General features: G+C 61.3%; 16 protein-coding genes. 2 read left to right on the top strand and 14 right to left on the bottom strand.

Going from position 1 to position 17,668, the window contains the following annotated elements; all coding sequences use genetic code 11:
- Positions 1-100 precede the first annotated feature (100 nt).
- The gene (locus tag AC30D7_RS24475) at positions 101-982 is read left to right on the top strand and encodes a LysR family transcriptional regulator (protein WP_490135799.1); all 882 of its coding nucleotides are present in this window, start codon (positions 101-103) and stop codon (positions 980-982) included.
- Between the two features lie 114 nt (positions 983-1,096).
- Positions 1,097-1,903, top strand: coding sequence for a class I SAM-dependent methyltransferase (locus AC30D7_RS24480; protein ID WP_490135800.1), 807 nt, complete (start codon positions 1,097-1,099; stop codon positions 1,901-1,903).
- 112 nt (positions 1,904-2,015) lie between these two features.
- Here the strand turns inward: AC30D7_RS24480 and AC30D7_RS24485 are convergent, their stop codons facing one another.
- From AC30D7_RS24485 to AC30D7_RS24550, 14 genes are all read right to left on the bottom strand, one after another.
- Positions 2,016-2,705, bottom strand: a complete 690-nt coding sequence (locus AC30D7_RS24485) for an N-acetyltransferase (RefSeq protein ID WP_490135801.1) — start codon at positions 2,703-2,705, stop codon at positions 2,016-2,018.
- A gap of 57 nt (positions 2,706-2,762) precedes the next feature.
- Positions 2,763-3,575 carry a ChbG/HpnK family deacetylase gene (locus AC30D7_RS24490; RefSeq protein WP_490135802.1) on the bottom strand — a complete coding sequence of 271 codons (813 nt, stop codon included), beginning with the start codon at positions 3,573-3,575 and terminating at the stop codon, positions 2,763-2,765.
- A complete protein-coding gene (locus AC30D7_RS24495) occupies positions 3,547-4,770 on the bottom strand; it encodes a GNAT family N-acetyltransferase (protein ID WP_490135803.1) in 1,224 nt (407 codons plus the stop codon). Before AC30D7_RS24495 ends, AC30D7_RS24490 begins: the two co-directional genes overlap by 29 nt.
- A gap of 66 nt (positions 4,771-4,836) precedes the next feature.
- Complete coding sequence (locus tag AC30D7_RS24500; protein WP_490135804.1) at positions 4,837-6,756, bottom strand: hypothetical protein; 1,920 nt, start codon at positions 6,754-6,756, stop codon at positions 4,837-4,839.
- Positions 6,753-8,057 carry an oligosaccharide flippase family protein gene (locus tag AC30D7_RS24505; RefSeq protein WP_490135805.1) on the bottom strand — a complete coding sequence of 435 codons (1,305 nt, stop codon included), beginning with the start codon at positions 8,055-8,057 and terminating at the stop codon, positions 6,753-6,755. Before AC30D7_RS24505 ends, AC30D7_RS24500 begins: the two co-directional genes overlap by 4 nt.
- Positions 8,054-9,055, bottom strand: a complete 1,002-nt coding sequence (locus tag AC30D7_RS24510) for a polysaccharide deacetylase family protein (protein WP_490135806.1) — start codon at positions 9,053-9,055, stop codon at positions 8,054-8,056. The genes AC30D7_RS24505 and AC30D7_RS24510 overlap by 4 nt, the downstream gene beginning before the upstream one ends.
- A 12-nt stretch (positions 9,056-9,067) precedes the next feature.
- Complete coding sequence (locus tag AC30D7_RS24515; protein WP_490135807.1) at positions 9,068-10,204, bottom strand: glycosyltransferase; 1,137 nt, start codon at positions 10,202-10,204, stop codon at positions 9,068-9,070.
- A complete protein-coding gene (locus AC30D7_RS24520; protein WP_490135808.1) occupies positions 10,197-11,165 on the bottom strand; it encodes a glycosyltransferase family 2 protein in 969 nt (322 codons plus the stop codon). The genes AC30D7_RS24515 and AC30D7_RS24520 overlap by 8 nt, the downstream gene beginning before the upstream one ends.
- Positions 11,162-12,529 carry an O-antigen ligase family protein gene (locus tag AC30D7_RS24525; RefSeq protein ID WP_490135809.1) on the bottom strand — a complete coding sequence of 456 codons (1,368 nt, stop codon included), beginning with the start codon at positions 12,527-12,529 and terminating at the stop codon, positions 11,162-11,164. The genes AC30D7_RS24520 and AC30D7_RS24525 overlap by 4 nt, the downstream gene beginning before the upstream one ends.
- A complete protein-coding gene (locus tag AC30D7_RS24530) occupies positions 12,526-13,629 on the bottom strand; it encodes a glycosyltransferase family 4 protein (RefSeq protein ID WP_490135810.1) in 1,104 nt (367 codons plus the stop codon). Before AC30D7_RS24530 ends, AC30D7_RS24525 begins: the two co-directional genes overlap by 4 nt.
- Positions 13,614-15,209 (bottom strand): GumC family protein, encoded by a 1,596-nt coding sequence (locus tag AC30D7_RS24535; protein ID WP_490135811.1) that lies wholly within the window; start codon positions 15,207-15,209, stop codon positions 13,614-13,616. Before AC30D7_RS24535 ends, AC30D7_RS24530 begins: the two co-directional genes overlap by 16 nt.
- A 17-nt stretch (positions 15,210-15,226) precedes the next feature.
- The gene (locus AC30D7_RS24540; RefSeq protein ID WP_490135812.1) at positions 15,227-16,249 is read right to left on the bottom strand and encodes a polysaccharide biosynthesis/export family protein; all 1,023 of its coding nucleotides are present in this window, start codon (positions 16,247-16,249) and stop codon (positions 15,227-15,229) included.
- A 24-nt stretch (positions 16,250-16,273) separates the two neighbouring features.
- Positions 16,274-16,918: a CpsD/CapB family tyrosine-protein kinase gene (locus AC30D7_RS24545; RefSeq protein WP_490135813.1), complete on the bottom strand. Its 645-nt coding sequence runs from the start codon at positions 16,916-16,918 to the stop codon at positions 16,274-16,276.
- Positions 16,919-17,665 (bottom strand): sugar transferase, encoded by a 747-nt coding sequence (locus tag AC30D7_RS24550; RefSeq protein ID WP_490135814.1) that lies wholly within the window; start codon positions 17,663-17,665, stop codon positions 16,919-16,921. It lies immediately after the preceding gene.
- Positions 17,666-17,668 lie beyond the last annotated feature (3 nt).

Below are 17,668 nucleotides of genomic sequence, written 5' to 3' on the forward strand. Positions count from 1 at the left end.
TGGGGTTCAGGCCTCAGCAACACCGTGAGCACAGATTAATAAGATGTCTGAAAGCGAAAAAGCGGCTATAAAGCGATTAACTGTCAACCAGAGAGTGACAATGAACCCGTTCGAAGACATGCGTATTTTTTGCCAGGTCATGGACTCCGGCAGCTTCACGGCGGCGGCCGATCAGTTGGGCCTGTCCAAGCAGTTCGTCAGCCGTCGGCTGATGCAACTCGAAGAGCGCCTCGGTGTGCGCCTGCTCAATCGCTCCACCCGACGGCTGGACGTCACCCCGCTGGGGCAGAGTTATTACGAATCGGCCCTGCGCCTGCTCAGTGAAGTCGAGCAAGTGGAGCAGGGCATCGCCGGCCAGACCATCGAGCCTCGCGGGACCATTCGCCTGAGTGCACCGTTGTCGTTTGCCGTGGCGCATTTGGGCTGTTTGCTGCCAGTATTTTTGCAGCGTTATCGCGACGTCACCGTCGAGGTCGACCTGAGTGATCGTCCGGTGGACTTGCTCGGTGAGGGATACGATTTGGCTTTGCGCATCGGCGTGCTGGAAGACTCGACACTGATCGCCCGGCGCATCGCCGTCATCGAGCGGGTGTACTGCGCCAGCCCGGCGTATCTGGCCGAACGTGGCACGCCGCTTGAACCCGAGGAGTTGCACAGCCACGATTGCCTGCCGTACGGCCATGGCCGCCAGGTGCAATGGCGGTTCGAAGGGCGGGGCAAACCGCTGACCGTCAATGTCACCGGGCGGATGCGGGTCAACAACGGTGAACTGCTCAAGGACGCGGCCATCGCCGGCATGGGCATCACGTACTTGCCGACCTTCATCGTCGGTTCGGCCCTGGAAGACGGCCGGCTGGTGCCGGTACTGGATGATTTCCGCCCCGAGCCACTGACCTTGTCGGCGGTCTACCCGCAGCACCGTCAGGCCTCGCGACCGGTGCAGGCGTTGATCGAGTTCTTGCGTGAGCGGTTGAACCAATAGGAGGGTGCACGCCATCGTTGATTACAAGATCGCAACAAACCCCTGATGTGGTTTTTCCTGACGCTGATCTAGACTCGTGCCGGTCAATCAATGGCCCGGAATCTGGAGCGTGCAATGGAAATGCCGACAAAAGAAAAAGCCATCGCCAGCAATCGCGATGCATGGAATGACTCCGCCCAACACCACAAAGACACCCCCGAATGGCAGGCCCGTTTGAGTGCGGTGAGCCATGGCGATTTTTCCTGCCTGGATGACACCCTCACCGGGTTGCTCCAACAGGTCGGTGTCGACGGCAAGGATGTGGTGCAACTGGGCTGTAACAATGGCCGGGAAAGCCTTTCACTGTTTGCGCTGGGGGCCCGCAGCGCAGTGGGCGTCGACCAGTCCGGGGCCTTTCTCGATCAGGCCCGGGAGCTGGCATCCCGTTCGCCTCATCAGCCCGAATTCATCGAGGCTGATATCCATCACCTGCCGACTGAGCTGCACCAACGCTTCGACGTGGCGCTGATCACCATCGGCGTATTGAACTGGATGCCGGACATCGGTGAGTTCATGCGCCATGTCGCGCAAACCCTCAAGCCCGGCGGCAGTCTGGTGATTTACGAAACCCACCCGTTCCTGGAAATGTTCGACCCCGAGTCAGCCGATCCCTATCGCCCGGACAGCTCGTATTTTCGCAGTGAGCCTTTCGTCCAGGACCAACCGATCGTCTACGAAGGCAAAGTCGAACAGCAGGTCTCGGCGTCCTACTGGTTCGTCCACACCCTGGGCGCGATCTTCACCGGTGCCGTCGAAGCGGGGTTGCAGATCAGCCACTTCAAGGAGTACCCGCATTCCAATCGCGAAGAACTCTACGACAAGTATCAGCAGCAAAAGGCGCAGTTGCCGTTGTGTTACACGTTGGTGGCGGTGAAGCGTTGAGTGTCAGACCTGAGGAATGAGTTGCACTGACTGACGCCATCGCGGGCTGCCCGCGATGGCGGCGACACGGTCGGTCCGCAGTCAAGCAACAACCATCGCTCCCACCCGCTAATCACGCCTGCGCCGCCGTCACCGGCCGTTGTTCCGGTTTGCGCAGTGCCGTCAGCCGCGAGCCGGTGTAGTAGGTTTCGCGGAAGAAGCGCCAGCGGCCGAACAGGTCGTAGACGTGGGTGATTCGTCCTTGCTCCTGGTAGTCCATGCGGATGTGCATTTTCATCGCCTGGATGTTGCGGGTATCGCAGACGTCGACGATCTTGTTGCAGCCTTTGGCCCGCATCGCATCCCAGAGCTTGAACTGGGCGTCCATCGACAGGCTGGTGCCGAAGTAGGCAGGGATCATTTCACCGCCGAACTCGAAAAACTCACCGGGGTTGATCCGGAACCAGCAGCCGTAATAGTGCCGGTCGAAGTAGTCCCTGGCGCTGCCCCAGATGAATCCGATGGCATCACCTTCCTCGTTCACGTACATGTGCCCGGTGTGACCCTCGGCGGCGATTTCGGCCATGGCCTTGACGCGGTTGCCGTAATACTTGGTGAACGCGATGGCGTTTTCCGGGGTGATGATCACCAGGCGCAGGCCCGAATAGGGCCGCAGATTTTGCGGCGCCACCGGGGTCACCAGGTCGCGCCCCAGCCACAGCAGCTCCCTATGGAAATACACGTAGCGCTTCCAGAGCGACTGGAGCGTGTGGAGCAGGCCTTTTTGCTTGATGCGTTCGCGAAGCTTGTCGATGGTACTCATGAAGTCCTCCGAGGCCGAAGCCAGGGTATGGTGGGTAACGTTTTCGATGGCGAAAAATCAGGATTTCAACGGGTGAAGTTCGGTCGGGTATTGCGGCTCCTCTTTGGACACCCTTGGCACAACGGCATAGGACACCCTCGGAACACCCCCGAGACGCTGATCCAGCACATGGCTCAGCGACTCTCCCGGGCTCAGATAGGCATCGCCAAAATCGGCGCCGATATGGATCGGATGGACGACGATTTCCAGCAAGCCGTCGATTGGCATCGCCACAGTGCGCAGGTCGACCGGGGTGCATACGTTCTGGGCGGTCGCTCCGGACAGGCTGTTCAGGCGATGGTTGAGCAACGTCTTGAACACTCGCTTGGGCACGCTCAGGTTACTTCCCAGATCGCGCGCCAGTCGCACGGGCACCCCTTGGCGGGCGGCAAACCGCGCGACGATTTCACCGATGGGCCAGATGTTGTGCACGTGCTGATGGGAATCGAGGTGGCTGGGATGCAGGCCGTTGTCCAGGCAGCGTTGCCATTGGGCTTCGAGTTCCTCCAGCACCGCGTCGCGATCCAGGCGGTTGAGCCAGAGACAGTGACGGGGCAGGCTGAGGTCGAACTCCCCCTGGCTATCGCAGAACGTCGAGCGCGCGATAATCGACGGGCTCAACGGTCGGCCGTACGTGAGGTTGAAGTGCAGCCCGATCCGCCCCTTGAGCATTGGCTGCCGGGCCAGCACGCAAGCCGCTTCGAAGGCCGGCATGTTGGCCATGGCGGTTGCGGAGCTGATGACTCCAGCGTGGAAGGCACCCAGGATCACCGCGTTTTCGCTCGGGCTGAGGCCGAAATCGTCAGCGTTGACTATGACTTGGCGAGGCATGGCTGCCCTCTCTTTGTTGTTCGGTGGGTGCAGCGTCTTTGGCGACAATTGGAGCCTGTATAGGTGTAAGCGTAGGAGCAACCAGCGTTGCTGAACGCCTGGCCTGCCACTTTTTTAACCAGGGTTTGATGTGGTGCCAGAGTCGCAGGGCCAGCCCGAGGGCGAGTCCGCTGGGGCGCCAGGAGTAGAAACTCCAGCGCCAGTGCTCCAGTTGGCCGGTCATGCGTTCCAGCAGTTGATGGCTGGAGTTTTCCAGGCTGATCCGCGAGGCGTCGACCCAGTGCCAGTTGTCATCCAGTCCCCAGCGGATCCACTCTTCGAGCAGCACGCGCCCGCTGCCCAGTTCGGCGTATTGCGGCAGGAATGCCAGGTTGTAGTCGTACAGCCGACCCTGTTCCAGCAAGCCGATGCGATAGCTGATGCAGCGCCCGTTCAGTTCCAGCACCACCACTCGCATCAGCCCCTGTTCGGCGAGGGCGGTGAAGGCTAGTTCGATCCATTGTCGGCAGCGGTCATTGGCGAAAATCCCCACGCCCTGAAGGCCTTTCCAGCTCTGCGCTTCGACGTTGCCGAGAGCCCGCAACAGGGGCCTGATGGTGGAGGCGTCGGGGATTATCCGCCGGACTTCGGCACCGCAGGCCGCGATGCGTTTACGCGCACGGCGCAGTTTGTAGCGAGGGTCGCCGGACACTTCCTGGCGGTCGGCATCGCTGATCAGGTGCACCGGCACCCGACAACTGAGGCGGCGCTCGCCGGTCGAGCTGTGGGCCATCCAGGTGGTCAGCGCACTTTCTTCGCCGATGGGTTCGGACAATTCATTGAGTTGCAGCAGTGCATGGGGCACGCGACGGCGGATGATCACCAGCGCCTTGCGCATGCTCTCGGCATCGAGGCAACTGAGCACAGCCAGGCGATCGGTGAGGGGGTAACCGAGGTGATGCAGGACTCGAAACGGTAGCCCGCCAAAGCGCTCCACGGACACCACCAGTGGCAGGCACAAGGCCAATTCATCGCCGTGCCAGCCGAGCAGAACGTGCAAGCGTTCCTCGGCCGTCAGTGCCTGCTCCGATGCGCGCAGCCAGGCGAGGGTGTTGAACGGCGTATGGTCCGTCACGCGCCAGCGCAACCCCTCATAGGCGGCTGTCGGAAAGTCTGGAGCGCACAGGGAGGTGCGCCATTCGAATCGAGCCATCATAGGTTCAAGCCATCGACGCGTGAGCAGGTGGACGGGAGGGTTTGCGGTGAAGCACGTGGATGGCGTTCATGAGGCACTCCAGCTCAGGGCGAACAGGGTTTGCCCTGGCAGGTCGAAGCTGACGCGACCATCCCGACAGTTGAATGTGCCCTCGCGACGGCGGCTGTCGGCACCAAAATACACCAGCGCTCCCTTGGTCAGCGGGCACGTCGCCCCGGCCAGATCGATACGCTGCAATCGCGCGCCTTTATTGACGCCCAAGAGGCCGCGTTGGCGCTCGGTGGCCATCGCCAGCACGTCGACTTCGAAGGCGTCGTTGTCCAGGCGCATGACGTTTTTCAGCCAGTGCTGCTGGATGAATTGTTGGGCCAGGCCCACCGGTTTGAGCTCGAAACGATCGTCGCCCAGCACCCGTACCATGCCTTTGGGATAGTTCGGCTCGTCGGCGGCCTGGAACCAGTTGAGCATGTCCAGCAACCCGTCCTGCGCCGAGTTGATGACCACCGAGGCCCACCACAGCGACGCGAAATGGGTTTCCTGATCGTAGGGGCTCAGGCTTGAGCCGCTGGACAGGTTGGTCTGGTCCAGCAGCAAGGCCTTGCGTGGACGGCCCTTGGCATCGAGGCCCACCAGTTCGGCGGCGCGGCGCACGCTGTCGCGGTAGATCCGTGTCGCCAGCAAATCGCGCACCATCCATTCATGCCAGGCGAGGGCATCGATCTGTTCGCCCGATTCGGCCAACAGGCGCCGTGCCCAGTCGATACCGCGCTTGTCGGCCGCATCGTCGGCGAACGGGCCATTGACGAAGCGCGAACTGGCGGGCATGGCAATGCGTATGCCGGCCTTGGCATTGGCCGGATTGTTGCGCACCTGCCGGGCCATGCTGGTGAAGATCGCCTGATAGTCCGCGTAGCTCGAATAGTTGAGGTTCGGCTCGTCGGCGAATGCGATGTAGTGGGTACCGCTGCCACCCAAGGCGCGGGTCGCGGTGAGCCAGGCGTCGAGGCCGGCGTTGCTCAGCGGATCGGCGCGTAGATCGGCCTGGCGCTGGCTGCCGGCCAACAGCGTGATGTCCTGCTTAATACCGAAGCGGTTCTGATAGAGCTGGCGGAACGCGTCTTCGAAATGCGGATTTTGCGCGGTGACGTCGACGAAACTGTAATAGGAGCCTGCCTGGGGCTTGAGGGCGTCGAGCGCCGCGAAACTGGATTGAGGCGGCAGCACGTAGGGCAAGTAAATGCCCAGGCTCGGGGTTGGGCCGAGCAGTTCTTTGTGCAGGGTCAAGCGGGTCTGGCCAGCGTCCTCGCGCAGCGGTTTGAGTTGCTGCGGGTTCTGGGCGAACAGGTTTGCCGTGCCATCGAGCCAGAACGCGACCTTGCCGTTGCCTTGCAGGCGCAGGCGCCAGACTTGTTCGTCCTGGGAAACGGGCAGTTCCAGTTGATCGAATTGCCAATAGGCGCGATACGGTTTCAGCATCAGCGACACTTGTTTGTTATCACCCACCCGCTGGGCCTGCAGGGCGCCGACGCCACCGTGGAACTTGCCGGCCAGTACCGCGTGTTCCCCCGGTGCGATTTTGAAATACAGCTCGTCGCCGCCACGGGTTTCGGCGCTGAAATGCACCTTGGCCGGGGCGAACAGCGCCACAGTGTGTTCGTCATGTTCGACGGTGTAGCGACGGAAGCTGTAGCCCGGAATCTCCAGTCGATAACTGGCGGCACCCGGTGCCAGCGGCCAGCTCTGCTTGCCGCGGGTTTCACTGGCGGCGATCAGGCGTTCGCCCTTCAGGTTGCCATTGCCGTCGAGCAGGTACAGGTGTTCTTCGTTGGCGTCGGCCTGCCACGCCGGGACCCACTGGATGGTCAGCGTATCGGGGCGATCCGTTTGCAGGTACAGGCTGCCGTCGCGAATGTCGGTCCAGCGCATGGGGGCCGCCTGAGCGCTCAAACCAAGGCCCAGGCTCAACAGCAGCACCAGGGGTTTCATGCCGATTTCCGTTGCAGTATCTGAAGCATCGGTGCCACATCGCTGGGCAGGATGATCAGGGTTTGCCAGAAGGGTACGCCGCTCAACCGGCAGTACATCACCAGCAGCGCGACGGTCACTGCCAGATAGGCAATGGACGATGCTGCTGCCGCGCCGACGATGCCATACATCGGGATCAGCAACAGGTTCAGGCCCAGGTTCAGCAACGCGCCGAGGCCCACCAGCAGCGAAACCGTGCCGGGGCGATTCTTGCCCAGCAAGTCCAGGCGCAGGATGCTTGCATAGCAAAGACCGAGCAGCCCCGGCAGCAGCGCGAGCAAGGCCGGGTAGGCCGGTTGATAGGCAATGCCGAACAGGGTGACGATCAGCCATTGCCCGATCACGGCCATGGTCAGGCAGGCACCGAGCATCACCGTGGCGGTCAGGCGTAGGGCCAACGGCGTCAGGCGCTCCATGCCTTCGTCCTGTTGCAGCAGGCGTTTCATCAGGGGTGTGGTCACCGCTTCCGGGACGATCAGCAGCAACTCGGCGGCAGCGCTGGCCATGGCGTAATGACCCAATGCCGTACTGCCGAGCAAGGCACCGATGAACAGGTAATCGGAGCGCAGAATGACTTGCTGGAACAACAGGTCTGGATGACTGCGGGCGCTGTAGCGCAACAGTTCCTTCTGGCTGGCGCGGTCCCATTGCAGCGTCAAGGGTTGCGCACGTTTGAGCCAGACCCAACCGGCCAGCACCACCAGGCTGATGCCGGCCAGCCAACTGATCAGCGCCGCTTCCAGCGCGGCGTCTTTCCACATCCAGAACAAGGCGATAAACAGCAACAGGGGCGCCAGGGATTCCACCAGTCGCAAGGCATTGAACGCCACCACACCGCCCGACGCGTTGTGCAAGGTCAGCAGGCCGCTCTTGAGCACGGTCAACGGTACCGCCAGCAGCAACAGCCAGGCGAGCAATCCCAGTTGTGTGGTGATGTCGAGTTCGCTGCCGAACTCACGTGTCAGCGCCACCACCAGCAACGTCAGCAAACCCGCCAGCAGGCAACCGAATACCAGCACCTGGCTCAGCAACAAACCCATGGGCCGTTGCTTGGCCGCCTGATAACCCACCGCCGAATTCAGCCCGCCGCTGGTGGCGGCGCTGATCAAATCGGGCAGGGTGCTGAGCAGCGCGAACAGGCCGCGCTCACTGGGCCCCAGAATCCGCGCCAGCAGCACGTTACGCAGCAGGCGCAGGCCGATCATCGCCAGTTTGGTGCCCATGCTCAGGGCCAGGTGTTTGAGGTAGTGGCTGCGACTCATGGCCGGGCTCCGCGGTAGATGCGCCACGACAGCAGTTCCGGATTGCGCGCCGTGCGCTGGCTGATGCCGATTCGCGGCAAGGCCAACGGATCGCTGAAACCACGATAAATCCCGGCGACAGTGCCCAGGGCAAACGGGAAGTCGTGGTCGGCTACGTGTTCGCGCACCCGCGCATCATGGTTGCCATTGGGGTAGCAGTAGACCGGCAGCGGCCGGTTGCAACCGTTTTGCAGGGCGTCGCGGCTGCGGCTCAGTTCTTCATCCAGGCGTTGATCGTCGAGACTGGTAAGAATCGTGTGACTGGCGCCGTGAGGGCCGAAGCGGATCAACCCGCTGGCTTCCATCGCGCGTACTTGATGCCAGTCCAGCGCCTGGGGCAACGACTCTTCAGGGCATTGATCGGTGAGCCGGCTCAGTTCGCCCGGCGGCAGGTTTTTCAGGGTTTGCAGAAAATGCAAAAGCGCCAGGCTCCGGCGCTGCACGTCCAGATCATCGAGCAGCACCGGTAGCGGTCGCCCGATCTGTCGCAGGCATTCAATCAGGTGCGTCCGGGCTTTTTCACCGTGGCTGTGCCACAGGGTTTCCCCCAGGCTTTCCCACCAGAAGCGTTGCCGGCTGCCGATGTAGTCGGTGGAGAGAAAGATGCTTGCCGGCATCTGATGTTTTTTCAACAACGGGAAGGCATTCAGCGCGTTGTCGCGCCAGCCATCGTCGAAGGTCAACGCGACTTTCGGGCGCTCCGATCTAACGGCACCGGGTTGCAAGATCTCCATCAGCGGTACGCAATCGAAGTATTTTTTCAGCCAGAGCAGCAGATGGGCAAAGGACTTCGGCCCGACGCACAGTTCATTGCGATGGGGCAAATCGGCGGCGCGGTCATTGGGCAGCACCCGGTGCAGCATCAGGATCACCCCGGCACCGTGCAGTTGGCGACGGCCTATCGGCGAGTTGAGATAGAGCCAGCCACTGGTGCGTTTCAATAATTGTTTGATCGCCATGGCGCGGTCCTTTCAACGATTTTGCTCGGGGTTCCACTGCGCGTACCGCTGGCCACGCAGGAACTGCCACAGACCGATACTCATTCCGGCGAGGGTCACCAGAAGGAACGCGGCGAGGCGAAAGGGTTTGGGCAAACGGTGTTGCACATCCAGCAGGCCGGCAATGGCCACCGTATAACCGAGCAGTTGCGCGATCAGGCTCAGGCGATAGAAGTCATGCACGTTCCACAGCCAGACGTTGCTCAGCAACAATGGCAGCAACAGGATCGGTGCCAGGCGTCGAATCAGTTTGTGGCTGATCAGCGCAATCGCATACAAGCCATGGCGCCAAGGGTTCAGCAGTTCCCGGCGTTGGGCCAGGCTCTGCAGACCGCCGACGGTGACGCGCAGACGACGGCGCCATTGTTTATCGATCTCATCGACGCCCTGGTCAGTCACCCGGGCGCCAGGCACATAGACGATGCGTTTGAACGCCACCGGCGCGCAGGTGCTGATAAAGAAATCATCGTTGACCTCTGCCGGCACGTTCTGGAACAACTCACGGCGCAGGGCGAGCAGCGCGCCATCGGCGGAGACCATGCAGCCGGTGCGATTTTCCACCTTGCGCAGCCAGCCTTCGTAGTGCCGATACAGGCTGTCGCCCAGGCTCAGACCCTTGCCCGTCACCGGGATCAACATGTGCCCGGCGCAGGCCCCGACCTGTGGATCGGCCAGGGGCGCGAGCAACTGGCCGAGGGTGTCGGTCGACCATTGGTTGTCGGCATCGGTGAACACCAGAATCTCGCCCGTGCTCAGGGCGACGGCGGCATTCAACGTGGCCGTCTTGCCCTGGCGGGGCAGGTCGAGCACGTTGATGCGCGGGTCGATGACTTTGTGGGCGCAGGCCACGGTGTCGTCGGTGGAGCCATCGCTGGCCAGAATGATCTGCAGCGAGCGTGCCTGGTAATCCTGGGCGAGCAGGGTGCGCAACTTCTCTTCGATGTACTGGGCTTCATTGTGCGCGGCAATGATGATGCTCACGTTCATCGGTTGTGCCGGCCCATGACGCCGCGCGGGAAATAACGGCGCGAGCAGCGTCAGCAGCAACGGGTAGCCGAACCAGGCATACACCGGCAATAACAGGCACCACCAGAACACGAATTCAGCCACGGGCGGGTCTCCTGGCATTCCAATGACAAAGGCTCAGGATGAACGCAGCACCGGCCAGGTGCAGTCGCACCCAATGCAGGCCCCACAGTTGCAGCATCAGCCGCAGGTCGTGGTGTATCAGGCTCTGGCGCAGACTTTGGGCGAGCGCTGGCAGGCTGGCGACGAACAGCATCAATAGCGCCAGTAGGGGGGAACCGTTGAGCAGGGCGGATAGCGCCATGAAATCCAACACCCAGGCGATGATCGATAGCATCGGGAAACGCAGTAAACGCAGATTCATGCCGTGGCTGCGCAGTAATTGCAGGTGACTGCCCTGACGCCAGAACTCCTTGCCCATCCATTCACGCCAACTGCTCTCGTAACCCCAATGCAGGGCAACGCTCTGGTTGACGGACAGCAGGCGTGCGCCAGAGTGGGAAAGGCGCATGGTGAAATCTTTGTCTTCGCCGGTGCGCAGGTTTTCATTGAAGCCGCCGACCTTGTCGAACCATGGACGGCGCATCAACAGGTTGGAACTGGGCAGCCATCGCACTGTTTTCACCGTTTCATCGTTCGGGCGCAACGTGCGGCGTTGCCAGGCATTGGCATACCAAGGGGCTTCGGCCGGGGTGTGCAGGTCCAGTCCCAGGACGTCGACCTGAACCGTGTGTTGGATGCTCAACAAGAGCGTGAGCCAGTCCTCGGGAATCTCGATATCGGCATCGATGAAGCCCAGCCATTCGCCTGTCGCCATCGCCGCCCCGCGATTGCGCAGGGCACCGATCGACAGGCCGGGCAGCACCAGCACCTGCGCGCCGAGCTGGCGAGCGATGTGCGGGCCCTGATCGTCGGAGCCGTTATCGACCACGATCAGCTCGCATTCCATCCCGGCGGCCTGCGCGGCTTTTTTCGCGGCAAGCAAGGTGCGGCCGATGTGTCTGGCCTCGTTGTACATCGGGATGGCGATGCTGATGCGGTTCATGCCCTGGCCTCCGTTGGCGGACGTTCCTCAGCCTTGAGGCGCAACACCCAGGACAGGGCGAGCATGATCCACAGGTACTTGTGATTCGGTGCGCTGAGGAACATCAGAAACAGGGTCAACGACAGATAACTGATGCCCAGGTGCGTGATCAGGTCGGCCTGCTCCCAATCCCGTCGCAGCATCCAGGCATGACGGGCGCGGATCAGGTTGTACATCCCAAGGCCGAGCATGCCGACGAACAACAGCCCGGCGGGAATCCCCAGTTCACTGAAGATTTCCATGTAAGTGTTGTGAGCTCGACGGTACAAGTCGCCGGGCTTGCGGTTGGCGGAAAACACCTTGGCGTAACCGGAGGTGGCGTAGTGCAGCGGAAAGGTGCCGGGGCCGGAACCGAGGAACGGGTGCTCACGAATGATCTGGCTGCCGACCACCAGGTATGACGCGCGGCGGCCGAGGGATTCGTCCTGGCTCTTGGCGCCTTCTTTCAAGACGCTCAAGGATTGGATGCGTTTGACGTAACCGGCCGGCATCGAATAAATCGCCACCGGGATCACGAGCGCAAGGCTGAGCATGGCAAAACCCAAGTGGCGCGGACGGATGCGTGGCAATTGCGCGCGGTAGTGCCAGGCGCCGATCATCAAGCTCAGGAACAGCACCACCAGCCCGGAACGGGAGTCGGTTTTGGTCATGCCGCCCAGCAGCAAAATACAGCAGCCACCCCAGAACAATCGGTGCCACAGGTTCTGGCTGCGGATCACCAGCAGCAGGGCCAACGGCACGGCGAAGGCGATCAGCAGGGCAAACGAGTTCGCGTCTTCCAGCAGCCCGGCGGCGCGGCCCTGATCCTGATATTTGGTGGAGAACATGGCCAGCGCAGAGGTCGTGGCGACGCTGAGGGTCACCAGCCGGGCGAACAGATCGAGGTTCAGATCACGGCCGATCAGCAAAGTGATCACAAACAGAACCAGGCCGACGCTCAGATCCCGCAGATGAGACTGGGACATGTCCATGCTGTCGGTGTTGAGCATGCTCAACAGGTACAACACCATGAACCAGATCAGGTAGCGCCAGATGTTGCTGCGCAGGCGTTCGGACGGAATCTGGTGAATGGCCATCTGCAACATCAGGATCAATGCAAGCGAAGCACCGATGAACTTGGTACCCGACAGCGCATTGCCCTTGAAGAAACCTTCGAACGGCACCAGCGCCGCGATGCCCAGCAAACCCCAGGCGGGTTTTCGGTACAACACTGCGATGGCCACCAGGCCCAGCACCGCACCCGGCGCCAGATAGGGGTAAGGGCTGGCCAGCAAACCGAGGCAGACCATGGCGAGCAGACTGACGATCGAGAGCGGAAAGATCACGCGCGTGCCTCCCGTGCAGTACGGATATAAAGCTGCGACCAGCGTTCGGCCAAAGCCTTCAGGTCGTAACGTTCTTGTTGCGTATGTCTTGCGTTGTCGATCAGTTTTCGCGCCAGTGCCGGCTCATTCAGTAGCGTGTCGAGTTGCCGGGCGAGGGCGGCGCTGTCGGTGGGTGTTGTCAGCAGACCGTTGTGCCGATCCTCCAGCACATCGGGAATTCCGCCGACGCCGAACGCCACCACCGGCACTCCGGCCTGCATCGCTTCGAGCAAAATCATCGGTGTGCCCTCGGTGCGCGAGCTGATCACCAGCGCGTCGAGTTGCTGCCACCAGGGGTTCATGTCGGTCTGGTAACCCGGCAGCGTGATGCGGTTGCGCAAGCCGGCAGCGGTGATCCGCGCCAGCAGGGCTTCTCGTTCCGGGCCGTCGCCGAGCATCACGGCATCCAGTTGCGGGTGTTGCTGACACAGTGGAATCAGCGCATCGAGAAACAGGTCCGGGCCTTTCTCATGGCTCAGCCGCCCGACGAAGCCCGCCAGCCAGCGCGGGTGCTCGGTGTTGTGAGGCGGCAGGCTGCCGGTCGTTGGCAGACCATTGGGAATCACTTGCAGTTTCTCCATCCGGACACTGGCCTGGCGGTGCAGCACCGCGATGCTTTCGGCCACGCAAACCACCCGCTTCACTGACGCCGTGCGGCACAGTTGCAGGCTCAGCCAGCCGTAGAAACGTTGCTTGCGACTGCGCGGCGTGAAGCCGTGCTGGGTAATCACCAACGGCAAGTCCAGCAACGTCGCGCCGATCCAGCCAAACAACAGCCCCTTGAAATTGTGCGTATTGATCAACGGATGTTCGGCCCGCCGATAACGTAAATGACCCAGCAATTGCCCCAGTCCCGAGAAAGCGCGGCAGTCGATCCCGGCCTCGCGAAACCGATCGATCAGGTCTTGCGGTGCATCCAGAAACAGCACTTGGTGCTTTCCCGGCGTCGCCAGGCAATGGTCAAGCAACATCCGCTCAGCGCCATAAAAGCCGCCGCTGCTGATCAAATGCATGATCGGCAGTGCGCTGGCGCTGAGCGGCGCGTTCAATGCTGCACCCAATAGACGAAGCTGGGCACGGTCCAGTTCTTGTGCGGGTTGTTCGGCAGGGCGTTCTGATCATTGATCACCAACAGCACCGGCAAGCCCAGTTCGTGACTGATTTGCGCTGGATGCTTGAAGCGGTGATCGAAGAACTCACGCACGTAGACGAAGGCGATGGCCAGCAGCAGACCGGTCAGCATCCCGAACGGAATGATCAGCAGCGGTTTGGGAAATGCCGCCTCGGTCGGTTCGAACGGTGGGCTGAGCACCTTGGCGTTGGACAGATCGCTATCCAATGCACGGGCGGTACTGCTTTCGGCAAAGCGCTGGGCGTAGGTGGAGAACGCCGCATGCAAGGCATTGATCTCGGTGTCCATCTGCGCAAGTTTGCTCTGGGCTACTTGCAACTGATGGATACGGCTCTTGAACTCGGCGATGCGCGCGGTTTTCTGGTTGATCACCGAGGTGACAATCGCCAGGTCGCTGGTCCGCTCCTGAATCCGGTTGCTGACAATCTTCAGGAACTGCTGACGGGTACGGGTGATTTGCTCGCGGGCCAGCAGCATCGGTTCACTGCCTGGCTGGAAAACCGCCAGGTCGTTCATGTAGCGGCTGACCTGAGTCGTCAGTTGTTCACCCAGCTGCCTGATCTCCCGGTCTTCGAAAGCAATGTTGTCCACCGTGGTGGTGAACGTGAAGGGGAAGGTGTAGTCGTTGAGCCGAGAGGTATTGTTGGCTGCCGCCAGGGCGGTTCTGAGGTAGTCGAGCCAGCGCTGGCTTTGCAGCAAGCGATCCTGATACTGGTTCAGTGCCTCTTCCTCGGTGTTGATGGCGTTGAGGCGGAAGGTGACTTCTTCCTTCGGATCGGATGAACCTACGCTCTCAAGCAATGCCAACCGGATACCTTCCAGGCCATCGAGACGCACCTGATACTGCTTCTTCTTGGTTTCGTAGAAGCTCTGTGGCAGGTCGATCGATTGCAGTTCCTGACGGCTGGCCAGGTAGTTTTGCAGCAGTGTGGCGACAAAGCGGGTGCCCTGGGTCGGATCGCCAAAGCTGTAGATAATGGAGATCACGTTGGAACCGGGCAGGGTATCGATCTTCAGGTTATCGATGGCGTCCTGGGTGAAGGTGTCCAGGGAGGTGTCCCGCACCGGGTCGGTCGCAAGTCCGAAGGCATCGCGCACCGGATTGATCACGTACTCGCGCAATGGGGTACTCACGAAACGTTTGACCGGTTCGGCCACTAGCTTGTTGAAGACCCCGGGATTGGGCGTGTACTCGCCTTTGGCCTGCAACTCACTGATGGTCTGACGGATCAGGGCTGGCGAGCGCAGGATGTTGCTCTCGGTTTCCATGTCGGCCAGTGACGGTGGAATGAACGAGGCATCGCCTTGGGTCAGGGATGTGGTGGCGTCTCCCTGGGAGAGTTTTTTGGACTGCACGATCACCTGCGCGGTGATATCGAAGCTCTGTTTGAGCATCATCGGCAGGAGCAGGGCAATCACTGCAAAGACCAGGAAGACTCGCTTCACCAACTGTTTGTTGGCGAAGAAGATCCTGAAGAACTCATGCAGGTAGTTTTCCTTTGGGTTCATGGTTGGTCACCTGAGAGTTAGTTGTTGCTGCCTTTGTTGTCGACGCGGTAGCCGAAGGTGAAGCCCACCCCCTGAAACAACACCACATCGGCCAGTTGCCGCGCGAGCTCACCGGCACTGGCCAGTTTGGTCTTGGGCACGTAGAGCATGTCGTCCGGTTGCAGGTAAGCGATTTGCGACGCATCACCGGACAAGGCTTTCTCGACGTCGTAGTGCACGGCCTGCACCTGGTTGCCGTTGCGGCGCATGATCACCACCGAATCGAGGCGCGCCTTGACGTTGGTGCCACGGGCCAGGGTCAATGCTTCGAGCACTGAAACCGGGCGGCGAATCGGGTAGGAGCCCGGCTGCGCGACTTCACCCAGCACATAGATTTCATTGCCTGACGTGGATTTGAGCATGACGTCGACGGTCATCCGTCCGGGCAATTGCGCGTAACGTTGATTGAGGTACGTTTCCAGTTGGTTCACGGTCATGCCTTGCAGCGGCACGGAGCCGATTTCCGGAAAACTGGCATAGCCGTCGTTGCCCACGGTGATCTCCCGGCTCATCCCGGTGGCGGGGTGATTCAGGGCGCTCTTGAGGTTCTGCTCGCTACTCAGCGGGCTGGTCACGAGCACCGTCAACTGGTTGCGATTGGGCTGGAACAAGGCTTTGCGGTTGTAGGCGCGCTGGATTTCCTCCCGGGCTTCGACCGACGTCATCCCGCCGATTTTCACCGCGGTATTGGCCCCCGGCAGTTCGATGGTGCCGTCGGGCAGCACCAGTTGCGTGCCGTTGAGCTGGCTGGCCGCAGTGAAATTCAGCGCGACCTGGTCACCGGGCTGAATGCGGTAAGCCTCCGAGCCGCTGGTGCTGACGTGGAAGATCACGTCCAGCACGTCTTTGGGCCGCAAGGTCTGTTCGACCTTGGGCATGTCGGTGGCCTGGGCGTTGGCCGGTTCGGCCGTGAGGATCTGCACCGGCATATTTTGCGTTTCACTGGTGCTGGAGCAACCTGCAAGCGGTAGCAACAGCAGGACAAGCACTTTGGCGTTCATGACGTCATCCTTCGGATAAGTTGCTTACAGGTTTTTGTAGAGCCACTTGGGCATGTAGTACTTGCGCCGGTTGAAGACGCTGCCCACCAGTTTCGCGCCAGCCTGGGTCAAGCGCTTGGCCGCGGCCTGGGCCACTTCCCAACGGGTATCCTCCGCGCGTACCACCATGATCACGCCGTCCACCAGGCTGCTGATGACCAGCGTGTCGACGGCTGCATACACTGCGTCGCCGTCGATCACCACGAAGCGATACCGACTGCTCAGTTGATCGAGCAGCGGGCTCAGCTGTTCGGTGGTCAAGTGCTCGGCGCCACCGATGTGTCGCCCGTTCGGCAGGATATGGAAGGGCAGGCTGGAGACGGTCACCAGGCAGTCCTGCAACAGCGGCGGGGCGGCGTTGAACAGCAGGTCGCGAAAACCGCGTTCCTTGGTCAGCCCCATCTGTTGCGTGAGGTTGTTTTCCGACTGGCTGGCGTCCACCAGCAGTACCTCACCGTTGCTCATCGAGGCCAGTTGGCTGGCCAGCGCCAGAGCGCTGGTGGTGGTGCCAGCGCCAGTATTGGCAGCGGTCAGTAGGAGGACCCGCAGATCCAGGTCGAGCACGGTCGAGGTCAAGTTGGACTCGCTCGGGCTGGCGATGGTCAGACTAGTGTTTGATGAACCGTCCATTTAACTCGCTCCGTGGCCGTTGAATACGATGAAGGGGGTTTTCAATAGAATCTTCAGATCAAGCAACAGGCTCTGCTCGGCGATGTAGGTGAGGTCCAACTCAACGCGCTGGTCGAAGTCGATATTGCTGCGCCCGGAGATCTGCCACAGGCCGGTCATGCCGGGGTAGATGCTCAGGCGTGCAAGGTGGCTGTCCTTGTAACGATGGGCATTGAACGAGGTGGGTCGTGGACCTACCAGGCGCATGTCGCCGCTCACCACATTGATCAGGTTGGGTAATTCATCGAGGCTGCTGCGACGCAGGAAGCCGCCGATGGGGGTAATCCGCGGGTCGTCGTCGATCTTGAAGTCGATGGCATCGACACCGTGCTTGTTCAAATGCCGCAGAGACTCCTTGAGCTCCTCGGCGTTGGCCACCATGGTGCGGAACTTGTACATGCCGAACATGCGGCCGCGGTAGCCGGTGCGTTGCTGCACGAACATCACCGGCCCCGGGCTGCTGAACTTGATCGCCAGCGCGAGCCCCAGCAATACCGGGGAGATCAACAGCAAAATCACCAGTGCACCGAGGCAGGCGAGCACCCGATTGGTGCGCGACAGGGTCCAGGGCCGACCACCGTTGCGGCCGGTCACCCAACCGTGGCCCTGCACGTGGATCGCCTTGTCGAGGCGCATTCGGTGCTCGGGGTCCAGACGGTTGTCGCGCTGCATGTGATCGAGCAACATGCCTTTTTCATGTCCAGTCATAGA

The sequence above is a fragment of the Pseudomonas sp. DF5 genome, assembly GCF_058148225.1.

Bases quoted from the DNA above. Each gene is read 5' to 3' on its own strand.
- AC30D7_RS24475 (WP_490135799.1), top strand. From the start codon at position 101: ATGAACCCGTTCGAAGACATGCGTATTTTTTGCCAGGTCATGGACTCC.
- AC30D7_RS24480 (WP_490135800.1), top strand. From the start codon at position 1,097: ATGGAAATGCCGACAAAAGAAAAAGCCATCGCCAGCAATCGCGATGCA.
- AC30D7_RS24485 (WP_490135801.1), bottom strand. From the start codon at position 2,705: ATGAGTACCATCGACAAGCTTCGCGAACGCATCAAGCAAAAAGGCCTG.
- AC30D7_RS24490 (WP_490135802.1), bottom strand. From the start codon at position 3,575: ATGCCTCGCCAAGTCATAGTCAACGCTGACGATTTCGGCCTCAGCCCG.
- AC30D7_RS24495 (WP_490135803.1), bottom strand. From the start codon at position 4,770: ATGATGGCTCGATTCGAATGGCGCACCTCCCTGTGCGCTCCAGACTTT.
- AC30D7_RS24500 (WP_490135804.1), bottom strand. From the start codon at position 6,756: ATGAAACCCCTGGTGCTGCTGTTGAGCCTGGGCCTTGGTTTGAGCGCT.
- AC30D7_RS24505 (WP_490135805.1), bottom strand. From the start codon at position 8,057: ATGAGTCGCAGCCACTACCTCAAACACCTGGCCCTGAGCATGGGCACC.
- AC30D7_RS24510 (WP_490135806.1), bottom strand. From the start codon at position 9,055: ATGGCGATCAAACAATTATTGAAACGCACCAGTGGCTGGCTCTATCTC.
- AC30D7_RS24520 (WP_490135808.1), bottom strand. From the start codon at position 11,165: ATGAACCGCATCAGCATCGCCATCCCGATGTACAACGAGGCCAGACAC.
- AC30D7_RS24535 (WP_490135811.1), bottom strand. From the start codon at position 15,209: ATGAACCCAAAGGAAAACTACCTGCATGAGTTCTTCAGGATCTTCTTC.
- AC30D7_RS24540 (WP_490135812.1), bottom strand. From the start codon at position 16,249: ATGAACGCCAAAGTGCTTGTCCTGCTGTTGCTACCGCTTGCAGGTTGC.
- AC30D7_RS24545 (WP_490135813.1), bottom strand. From the start codon at position 16,918: ATGGACGGTTCATCAAACACTAGTCTGACCATCGCCAGCCCGAGCGAG.
- AC30D7_RS24550 (WP_490135814.1), bottom strand. From the start codon at position 17,665: ATGACTGGACATGAAAAAGGCATGTTGCTCGATCACATGCAGCGCGAC.